This is a genomic window from Rhodanobacter sp. FW101-FHT13A11, from assembly GCF_058790335.1.
The window spans coordinates 550,848-561,212 of record NZ_JBYTCN010000001.1; the positions used below are offsets into that span (position 1 = coordinate 550,848).

Annotated in this window: 9 protein-coding genes; 7 read left to right on the forward strand and 2 right to left on the reverse strand. The window is 71.2% G+C overall.

All coding sequences use genetic code 11. The annotated features are described in order from the left end of the window. Positions 1–19 precede the first annotated feature (19 nt). Complete coding sequence (locus AC3WRN_RS02460) at positions 20–673, forward strand: DsbA family oxidoreductase (RefSeq protein WP_492621733.1); 654 nt, start codon at positions 20–22, stop codon at positions 671–673. A 6-nt stretch (positions 674–679) separates the two neighbouring features. Here AC3WRN_RS02460 and AC3WRN_RS02465 read toward each other — a convergent pair whose 3' ends face one another. Further along, positions 680–3,631, reverse strand: coding sequence for a bifunctional diguanylate cyclase/phosphodiesterase (locus AC3WRN_RS02465; RefSeq protein WP_492621734.1), 2,952 nt, complete (start codon positions 3,629–3,631; stop codon positions 680–682). Positions 3,632–3,836: 205 nt separating this feature from the next. On the opposite strand from AC3WRN_RS02465, the gene dinG reads away from it, so the two are divergent. From dinG to AC3WRN_RS02495, 6 genes are all read left to right on the forward strand, one after another. After that, a complete protein-coding gene (dinG, locus tag AC3WRN_RS02470; RefSeq protein ID WP_492621735.1) occupies positions 3,837–5,942 on the forward strand; it encodes an ATP-dependent DNA helicase DinG in 2,106 nt (701 codons plus the stop codon). Beyond that, entirely contained in the window at positions 5,939–6,493 is a 555-nt protein-coding gene (locus AC3WRN_RS02475; protein WP_492621736.1) for a HutD/Ves family protein, read from the forward strand. Before dinG ends, AC3WRN_RS02475 begins: the two co-directional genes overlap by 4 nt. Positions 6,494–6,564: 71 nt before the next feature. Next, positions 6,565–7,143 carry an NnrU family protein gene (locus AC3WRN_RS02480; protein WP_492621737.1) on the forward strand — a complete coding sequence of 193 codons (579 nt, stop codon included), beginning with the start codon at positions 6,565–6,567 and terminating at the stop codon, positions 7,141–7,143. Positions 7,144–7,236: 93 nt separating this feature from the next. Then, positions 7,237–7,434 carry a hypothetical protein gene (locus tag AC3WRN_RS02485; RefSeq protein ID WP_492621738.1) on the forward strand — a complete coding sequence of 66 codons (198 nt, stop codon included), beginning with the start codon at positions 7,237–7,239 and terminating at the stop codon, positions 7,432–7,434. A 13-nt stretch (positions 7,435–7,447) separates the two neighbouring features. Continuing rightward, positions 7,448–8,044, forward strand: a complete 597-nt coding sequence (locus AC3WRN_RS02490; RefSeq protein WP_492621739.1) for a DUF938 domain-containing protein — start codon at positions 7,448–7,450, stop codon at positions 8,042–8,044. A 55-nt stretch (positions 8,045–8,099) separates the two neighbouring features. After that, complete coding sequence (locus AC3WRN_RS02495; protein ID WP_492621740.1) at positions 8,100–8,501, forward strand: YchJ family protein; 402 nt, start codon at positions 8,100–8,102, stop codon at positions 8,499–8,501. Positions 8,502–8,504: 3 nt separating this feature from the next. Here the strand turns inward: AC3WRN_RS02495 and ligB are convergent, their stop codons facing one another. Beyond that, a complete protein-coding gene (ligB, locus tag AC3WRN_RS02500) occupies positions 8,505–10,196 on the reverse strand; it encodes an NAD-dependent DNA ligase LigB (protein ID WP_492621741.1) in 1,692 nt (563 codons plus the stop codon). Positions 10,197–10,365 lie beyond the last annotated feature (169 nt).

The following is a 10,365-nucleotide window of genomic DNA, read 5'->3' on the forward strand; positions in this document are numbered from 1 at the left end:
TCACGATGAAGGTATCCCGATGTCCACGCCCGCTCCTCTTCGCATCGACTTCGTTTCCGACGTTTCCTGCCCGTGGTGCGCGATCGGGCTGGCTTCGCTGCAGCAGGCGCTGGCGAAGCTGGAGGGCGAGGTCAGCGCGGAGATCCACTTCCAGCCGTTCGAGCTGAATCCGCAGATGGCGGCGGAGGGCGAGGACGCCGTCGAGCACCTGGTGCGCAAGTACGGCAGTTCGGCCGGGCAGATCGCGGCGAACCAGGAGGCGATCCGCGAACGCGGCGCGGCGCTGGGCTTCACCTTCGAGATGGATCGGCGCAGCCGCGTCTACAACACGTTCGACGCGCACCGGCTGCTGCACTGGGCCGGGTTGGAAGGCCGCCAGCTCGCACTGAAGCAGGCACTGCTGCGCGCGTACTTCACCGACGGCGAGGATGTTGGCGCGCACGGCACGCTGGTACGGCTGGCCGGCGAGGTCGGCCTGGGCGTCGAACGTGCGCGGCAGATCCTGGCCAGCGGCGAGTTCGCCGACGAGGTGCGCGCGCAGGAGGAGTTCTTCACGTCGCGCGGCATCCATTCGGTACCGGCCACCATCGTCAACGGCCGGCACCTGATTTCCGGCGGGCAGCCGCCGGAGGCGTTCGAGCAGGCGCTGCGGCAGATCGCCGCCGCGGCGTAACCCGGCTCACGCGCCGGCGGCGTGCGGCTCCTGCGGCGGGGTGATCGGCGCCGGATGGCCGAGCAGGTAGCCCTGGCCCATCTCGCAGCCCATCGCCATCAGCGCGCCGTGCTGGATCGCCGTCTCGATGCCTTCGGCGATCACCTGGATGTTCAGCGCGCGGGCCAGCGCCAGGATCGCGGCCACCACGGTGGTGCTGGAGGTGTTGGCGCCCTTGTCCAGCTCGTTCACGAATGCGCGGTCGATCTTCAGGATGCGCAGCGGCAGCGAGTGCAGGTAGCTGAGCGAGGAGTAGCCGGTGCCGAAGTCGTCCAGCGCCGCGCCTACGCCGATCGCGCGCAGGCGGTCGAGGGTGGCGCGCACGTGCTCGGGATTGTCCAGCAGCGCGCCTTCGGTGACTTCTATCACCAGCCGCGACGGCGACAGGCCGGTGCGCTCCAGCAACCGGACCAGGCGCCGGTCGAAATCCGCATGGCGCAGGTGCAGCGCCGAGACGTTCACCGTCATGAAGACGTCGGTGCGGTGCAGCCGCAGCAGCCGCCTGCAGCTGAGTTCGAACATGCGCCAGTCGATCGCCTCGACCAGGCCGCTGTCCTCGGCGATCTTCAGGAAATCGCCCGGCCGCAGCAGGCCGCGCTGCGGATGGTTCCAGCGGATCAGCGCCTCGTAGCCGACCACCCGGTCGCTGCCGTCGAGCGCGCAGATCGGCTGGAAGTGCGGCTCGAACTGGTCGTGCAGCAGCGCCTGGCGCAGCTCGCCTTCCATCGCCAGCACGTCGACCACGTCCCTGGCCAGCCTCTCGTCGAACAGCTCGTAGCGCTTGCGCCCCAGCTCCTTGGCCCGGTACAGCGCGATGTCGGCGTCGCGCAGCACCTCGTCGGCGCCCGCGTGGCGGCTTTCGCCAACCGCGATGCCCACGCTGGCGGTCACCTGCAGCTCCTTGCCGGCGACCAGCATCGGCGCGCCCAGCGCATCCAGCACGCGCTGCGCCACGATGGTGGCCGCCGACGGCAGGTCGTCCTGTTCCAGCAGGATCGCGAACTCGTCGCCGGACAGCCGCGCCACCAGGTTGGGATGACGCACGCAGCCGGCCAGCCGCGTCGCCACTTCCTTCAGCACCTCGTCGCCGGCGAGGTGGCCGAGGCTGTCGTTGATGATCTTGAAGCGGTCCACGTCCAGGTACAGCAGTACGCAGCGACGCGGCGGCTCGCGCCGCATCGTGGCCAGCGCGCGGTCGATGCGGTCGCGCAGGTAGCTGCGGTTCGGCAGCCCGGTGAGCGAGTCGTGCATGACCTGATGGCGCAACTGGTCCTGCATGCGCTCGCGCTCGATGATTTCCTTGCGCAGCGCCAGCGTGCGCTCCTCCACGCGGTGTTCAAGCTCCTCGTAGGCCTGCTTCAGCGATTCGGCGGAGCGGCGCCGGGTGAGGCTGTTGGCGACCTGCGAGGCGACGAAGCTGAGCAGTTCCTGGTCGGCCGGGCCGTACGCCACGTCGGCCCGGTAGCTCTGCACGGAGACCAGGCCGATCACTTCGTCGCCGACCATCAGCGGCACGCCCAGCCAGGATTCGGCCGGCGAGTTCATGCGCCCCGGCGCAATCTCGCCGCGGCGCTCCAGTTCCTCGATGTCCGGATTGTCGACGCGCAGCGCCCGGCCCAGGCGCAGCACGTACTCGCTCAGGCCGCGCCCCAGCGGACGTTCGGCCGGCGGCGCCAGCACCGCGTCCACCGAGTAGGGAAAGGCCAGCCGCCGGCCGTCGTCGGAGAGCAGCGCGATGAAGAAGTTCTCCGCGTTCAGCAGCTCGCCGACCACCGCGTGCACGCGCCGGTAGAACGCGTCCTGGTCGACATCCGCCGTCGCCAGCTCGGCGAGCTGGAACAGCGCCGACTGCAGGTGCTCGGCGCGCTGGCGCTCCAGGATCTCCAGCTGCAGGCCGCGGTTCGCCTCGGCCAGCTGCAGCGTACGCAGTTGCACGCGCTGCTCCAGCTCTTCCTTGCCCTGCTTGCGCTCCAGCGCGGTGAGGATGTGGCTGCCGACGAACTGCAGCAGGGCGAGGTCCTCGTCGGTGAAGCCGATGTCCGGGCGATAACTCTGCACCACCAGCACGCCACACGGCTGGCTGCCGCGCAGCATCGGCACGCCGAGCCAGTCGTGGCTGTCCGGACCGATCAGGGCCACCGGCCCGGCCACCTGGCTGCGCAGTTCCTCGGCGTCGCCCATGCGGGCCTTGCCATCGCTGATCACGTGCCAGGTCAGCGTGTGCTCGATCGCGCTCAATGGCAGGTCACGGCCGACCTCGAACAGGGGTGACGACTCGACATCGACGAAATACAGGAAACGGATCGTGCTACGCGCGACATCGTGCAGCACGATGAAGAAATTCTCCGCGTACATCAGCGTGCTGACGATCGCATGGATGCCGCGCAGCATGTCCGGCATGTCGCGCTCGGAACCGGCCAGGTCGGAAATCGCGAACAACGCGCGCTGGAGCGCCTCGGAACGTTCGAGCTGCTCGTGCGAATCCTGCAGCTCGGCCCATTCCAGGGCGCGCCGCAGGTGCTGGCCGGCGAGCCGCAGCGGCGCCTCCAGATCGTCGAAAAAACCGCCGGCCGCCGGTTCGTCCAGCTGCAGCAGCAGCAAGGCCGGCTGCGGCTGCACGCACAGGCGGACCGCCACGCGCGATCCGTCCGGATGCCGGTGCGGGGCGGTCGCGCGAACGGCGCCGGCCAGCCATGCCTCATCCATCGCGGCCGGCAACGGCGGCACGCTGCGCCAGGTTGCGCCATCGTCCAGCCCCCACACCACGCAGGCGGCGGAACAGCCCGGCAAGGCCTGCGCCAGCTCGGCGATCGCGCCGGCCACCTCGTCCGGCGCATGCGCTGCGGTCAGCCGGGCCAGCCAGCCCAGCTGCAACGATCCTTCGTACGACATCGACCCGACGGCACCGTCATGCTTCATCGATGAGCTTCCCCCTTGCCCGGGCGTCCCCTCGCCCATCGGTCGAACCGCTCCTGCCGACCGCATGGCGACGCCGGGCTATCGCCAGCCTGCCTGCATGCGGGTGAACGCGCAATACCGATAAACTGCCGCCTGCCGTCCGGCGTCACGCTCGCCGCCGCCATGCACCTCGCATCATCAGCGCCACAGGCTTCCGATCCACCGCATGCTCGCCGACTCCACCAAAGACGCCATCCGCGCCGCCTACACGCGCCTGAAGGACGGCCTGCCGGATTTCCGTGCGCGCGCCTCGCAGGGACGCATGATCGCCGAGGTGGCCAAGGCACTGGCCACCGAAGGCGGCGTGGCGGTGATCGAGGCTCCCACCGGCACCGGCAAGTCGATGGCCTACCTGATCGCCGGGGTGGCGGTGGCGCGCTTCCAGAAGAAGAAGCTGCTGATCGCCACCGCCACCGTGGCGCTGCAGGAACAGCTGGTGCAACGTGACATCCCGCTCTACCTCGGGCTCAACGGCATCGAGGCGAAGGTGGCGCTGGCCAAGGGCCGCGGCCGCTACCTGTGCCCGCGCAACCTGCTGATGGCGCGCAACAGCATCAACGACAGCGCACAGATGGGCCTGGCCGGTTTCGATGCGGATCTCGCGCTGTGGAGCAAGCCGCCGCAGGCGCGCGACAAGCAGGCACTGGCCAAGCTCGGCGCCGCGTTCGACCGCAACGAGTGGGACGGCGACATGGACGGCGCGCCGGAGCCGGTCAGCGACCTGCTGCGGCCGATGATCACCACCAGCGCCGGCGGCTGCACCAACCGCAAGTGCGGCCAGTTCATGATCTGCCCGTTCTTCGCCGCGCGCCGCGCGGTGGACGACGCCGAGATCATCGTGGCGAACCAGGACCTGGTGCTGGCCGACCTCACCATGCCGGGCGAGGATGAGAGCTGGGGCGGCGTGATCCTGCCGCGTCCGGACGAAACGCTGTACGTGTTCGACGAAGCCCACCACGTGCCGGGCAAGGCGATCGACCGCGGCGCGGCCGAGGTCTACATGACCGCCACCGTGCGCCAGCTGAGCCGGCTCGGCCGGCAGGTGCACGCGGCGTATTCGCTCACCGACAAGGAAAGCCTGGGCAAGCTTGCGCTGGATGCCGGCGACGCGAAGCTGCAGGAACTCAGCGACGCGCTGGAAGAGCTGGAAAAGGCCATCCGCCTCGGCTGGCTGCCCGACCCGGCCGAGACCGAGCCGATGTACCGCGGTTCGCTGGGCCAACTGCCCGAGCCGTGGGTGGAGCACGCGCGCATGCTCAGCCTGCTCACCGGCGAGGTGCAGCGCTGGCTCGGCGCGGTGCGCCGCGCGGTGGTCGAGATGACCGACGGCGGGCCGACCCAGGAGGCGCTGTCGCGCGAGCTGGGCATCGCGCTGGAACGCATCGGCCGACAGGCGGCCTGCTGGCGCGCATGGTCCGGCGACGATCCCGACGACGCGCCGCCGCTGGCGCGCTGGGTCACCCTGGGCGGCGACCAGCAGCTGGTCTGTCACGCCTCGGCGGTCTCCGCCGCCGGCCTGCTGCGCAGCGTGCTGTGGGGCAACGCCAGCGGCGTGCTGCTGACCTCGGCCACGCTGAGCGCCGGCGGCAATTTCCGCGGCTTCGCCGATGCGGTGGGCCTGCCCGACGACGCGGTGACGCTGAGCCTGCCCTCGCCGTTCGACCTCGCTGCACAGGCGCGGCTGGAAGTGCCGGCGATGCGCAGCCTGCCCGACGCGCGCGAAGCGCACGCCGAGGAAATCAGCGCGTGGCTGGCGGAAAACCTCGACTGGGATGCCGGCAACCTGGTGCTGTTCACCTCGCGCGCCAAGCTCGACCGCGTGCTGCAGAAGCTGCCGATCGCGCAGGTGCGCAGGGTGCGCGCGCAGGGCTCGCTGGGCAAGTCGCAGCTCGTCGCCGAGCACTGCGCCGACATCGAGGCGGGCAAGGGCAGCACGCTGTTCGGGCTGGCCTCGTTCGGCGAGGGCCTGGACCTGCCGGGCAAGCTGTGCGAGACGGTGGTGATCACCCAGCTGCCGTTCGCCGTGCCTACCGACCCGGTCGGCGCCACCTATGCGGAGTGGTTGGAATCGCGCGGGCGCAACCCGTTCATCGAGGTCAGCATCCCCGAGGCCACGCGCCTGCTCACCCAGTACTGCGGCCGCCTGATCCGCAACGAGACCGACCACGGCCGCATCGTGCTGCTGGACCGCCGTGTGGTCACCAAGCGCTACGGCGCCGGCATGCTGAAGGCGCTGCCGCCGTTCCGGCGCGTCATCGAGAGAACCGCATGATCATCCGCCTGGCCGATTGCCCGCCGCAGCCGTGGAAGAACGGCCTGGGCCGCACCCGCGAAATGGCCGTCCAGCCGTCCGTCGACGGCAGCGGCGGCTTCCTCTGGCGGATCAGCGTGGCCGAGGTCGACAGCGCCGCGCCGTTCTCCTCGTTTCCCGGCATCGACCGGCAGATCGTGCTGCTCGACGGCGCCGGCTTCACGATGACGCTGGACGACAGCCGCGTGCACGCGCTGACCACGCCGTTCGCGCCGTTCGCGTTTCCCGGCGAGGCGAAGGTGGACGTGGCGCTGGCCGGCGGCCCCACCCGCGACTTCAACCTGATGCTACGCCGCGGACACGTGCGCGGCGGCATCGAGGTGTGGCGGGATGCGGGCGCGCGCGCGGCCGACGCCGCCACCGTGCTGGTGTACTGCGCCCGCGGCGCGATCGGCAGCGCCGACGGCGCGCTGCAACCGGGCGACGCCTGGCGGCCGTCGCCCGGTGCCGCGGCGCCGACCCTGCATCCGGGCGCGCTGGCGCTGGTCGTGCGGGTCGAAGCCGTCACCTGACGAATGTCACTACTGCGCTGCGCCGCGGCCCCCTATATTCGGCACTCACCGTCGCCTCCGGAGCCACCGCCATGCCCGTGCTGATCCTCGGTCTCGTATTGTTCCTTGGCATGCATTCGCTGCGCATCTTCGCCGACGGCTGGCGCACGCGGCAGATCGCCCGGCTGGGCCTGCAGCGCTGGAAGGCGCTGTACACCGTAGTGGCGATCGCCGGCTTCGTGCTGATCTGCTGGGGCTTCGGGCTGGCGCGCCAGCATCCGGTACTGCTGTACGTGCCGCCGCTGTGGCTGCGGCATGTCAACGCGCTGTTCACCCTGGTGGCGTTCGTGCTGTTCGTTGCGGCGCGGGTGCCGCGCAACGGCCTCAAGGCGTGGCTGCACCACCCGCAGGTGCTGGCGGTGAAGGTGTGGGCATTCGGCCACTTGCTGGTCACCGGCATGCTGCACGACGTGGTGCTGTTCGGCGCGTTCCTGCTGTGGTCGGTGGTGCTGTTCGCCACCTCGCGCCGGCGCGACCGCATCGCCGGCACGGTCTATCCGGCGGGCACGCTGCGCGGCACCGTGATCACCGTGGTGATCGGCGTGGTGGTCTGGGCCGTGTTCGCGCGGTGGCTGCACCTGTGGCTGATCGGCGTCAGCCCGATGGGCTGAGCCGGTTCCACCGTAGGGGTGCCGAGAGTCACCTGCGCGCGGACAGCCCGGCTGCGCTAGAGTTGGCCCATCCCCGCCCATGAGGAGCGACGCATGGCTGGTTTCCTGCTCTGGCTGTTGCTGCTGGTGTTCTGCTGGCCGCTCGCGCTGCTGGCGCTGGTGCTGTACCCGATCGTGTGGCTGCTGTTGCTGCCGTTCCGGCTGGTCGGCATCACCGTGAGCGCCGTGTTCGCCTTCCTCGGCGCACTGCTGATGCTGCCCGCCCGCGTATTGCGCGGGCATCCGGTCTGACCCCGCGCCGCGCGTGGAGAAGCCGCACTCGCCCTCGTGCGAGCGCAACCGCGAACCGATCCTCGGCGTGCTGCGCGAGCATTTCGCCGACCGCCGGCACGTGCTGGAGATCGGCAGCGGCACCGGCCAGCACGCGGTGCATTTCGCTGCGGCGCTGCCGCAGTTGAGCTGGCAAAGCTCCGATCGCGCGGAAAACCTGCCCGGCATCCGCGCCTGGCTGGACGAGGCGGCGCTGCCGAACACTCCGCCGCCGCTGGAACTGGACGTCGGCGGCGCCTGGCCGCCAGGCCCGTTCGACGCGGTGTTCAGTGCCAACACCCTGCACATCATGGCGTGGCCCGAAGTGCAGCAGTTGTTCGCGCAGTTGCCCGCGATCACCACCGGCGATGCGGTGCTGGCGATCTACGGCCCGTTCAACGACCGGGGCCGCTACAGCAGCGACAGCAATGCGGCGTTCGACGCATGGCTCAAGGCACGCGGCGCGCACATGGCGATCCGCGACGCCGAAGCCGTGGACGCGCTGGCCGACGCCGCCGGTTTCCACCTGCTCGCCGACGTCGCGATGCCGGCGAACAACCGCTGCCGCGTGTGGCGGCGCCACCACGGCTGAGCAGCGCCTGCACGGCAGGCCTGCATAACCGCGCCGAACCGGGTACAAAGGCGGCATGAAGTCGATCGACACGCTGACCCCCTGCCCCTGCGGCAACCCGGCCGGTTACAGCCAGTGCTGCGGCCCGCTGCACGACGGCGCCATCGCCGCCACGGCCGAGCAGCTGATGCGCTCGCGCTACAGCGCCTACGTGCTCCGGCGCGAGGACTACCTGCTGGCCAGCTGGCATGCCGACACCCGCCCGGCCTCGCTGCGCCTGGCCGCGCAGCAGCCGCCGCCGACCTGGCTGGGGCTGGAGGTGCGTCGCCAGCAGGTCGTCGACGACGACCACGCCGTCGTGGAGTTCGTCGCCCGCTATCGCCTCGGCGGCGGCCGCGCGCAGCGCCAGCACGAGACCAGCCGCTTCGTGCGCGAAGACAGCCGCTGGTACTACCACGACGGCGAGCTGAAGAGCTGACGCTCAGAAACCCTGCACGCCGGCCGCATGCAGGCGTGTGGCCAGCGTGCGAACCTCGGGGCAGGCGAAGAACGCCACCAGCTGGTTCGCGCGGCCGCTGCCGATACCCTCCAGCGCCTGCCAGTCGTTCGCCCCGCGCGCGCTCAGCGCGGCCCAGTCGGGAAACCCGTCAGCCACGCTGGAGGGCACGCCCAACGCCTGCAGCCAGCGCGCGAACGGGCGATCGCGCGCATCGGCGAAGGAACGAGCCAGCAGCGCGGCGCGCGCCGGACCGAGGCCGGACACGGTGGCGAGTCGGGCCGGTGTGAGCTCCATCCAGTCCAACAGGCCGTGCACCAGCCCGGCGTCGATCAGCGCCTGCCAGGTATCCGCACCGAGCCCCTCCAGCTGCAGGCCCTGCCGGCCGCCCAGCCACAGCAGCCGCGCACGGAACTGCTGTTCGCAGCCCGGCGTGGCCTGCCAGCAGGTCAACGGGCCGTGTTGCGCCGGATCCGGCGGAGTCACCGCCATCCGCTGCCGCGCGCGCCACGCCACCGACTGCAGGCGCGGGATGGTCAGCCCGGCCAGCGCCACCTCGACCTGGTCGCCGGGGCGGATGTCGAGTTGCTGCCAGCGCCTGAGCGAACCTACGCTGACCCGCTGCACGCGACGGTCGTCCAGCTGCACCGGCGCCAGCTCCAGCACCGGCGTGATGCGGCCGCTGCGGCCTACGGTGAATTCCACCGCGCGCACTTCGGCCAGCGCCGACGCGGCCGGATACTTCCACGCCACCGCCCACTCCGGCGGCACCGCCGGCCAGCTCGCGGCCGGTGGCCGGCGGCCCTGGCGCAGTACCGTGCCGTCGGCGGCGAACGGCATCGCGTGGCGATACCACCGCTCGCGCCACTGCTTCACGTCATCCGGCGTGGCGACCGGCCGCGTATACGCCACGCTGTCGGCCAGGCCCATCGCCGCGAGCCCGGCCAACCGCGCCGGCATGTCGGCCGGCCCGCTGGGCCAGTCCCACACGAACAGGCCGATCCGCGCCGCGCTGTCGGCATCCAGCGAGCGGCGCGCCAGCGCGCCGGCCACCGCCGAGCGCGCGTTGGCACCGCCGTCGTCGGCCTGCACGTGGCCGGGCAGGCGCCAATACAGCTCGCCCTGCAACACCACCCGCGCCGGCGCGTGCGGCAGGCGCTTGGGAATCGCCTCGATCGCCTGCGCCGGCTGCGTCCAATCCGAGCCCTGCAAGCCGTCGCCGCGGCTGGTCGCCTGGCGCAACTGGCCGTCCACGTACAGCAAGGTGACCGCCACGCCATCGACCTTCGGCTGCACCCACAGGTCGCGGCCGCCGCGTTCATGCATCCATGCGCTGATCGCCATGCTGTCCGGCAACTTGGCCAGGCCGGTTTGCGCCACCGGCGCACGTACCCGGCCGCCGGCGCCGGCCAGAGGCGCCAGCGGCGCCGGTGCCTGGGCGGGGAAACAGTCCTGCCATGCGGCGAGGCGTTGCATGGCCTGGTCGTAGACCGCATCGCTCACCGGCGATCGCCCACCGGCCCGATACGCGCGGTTCCAGCCGTCCAGCCGGTCATGCAGCGCGGCCAGTTCCTGCCGCGCCTGCGCCGGCGACCAGTCCGGGCAATCGGCCGCGTGCGCCGCGCCGGCGATGGACAGCACGATGCCGACGACCCGCGAAAACCATCCCCTGCGCATGCGCCCGCTCCGTTCCGTGGACCTGGCGACAGGCTAGCCGCCGGCCGCACGCACCGGCAGCCGACGATGCCGATCGCTCGCGTAGGCGCCAGGCTAGCTGTGATCTCTCAGTAGGTTGTTCATCCGGGGTGACCCCGGAAGACTGGAGGTGCGACCCACCCACCCCTCC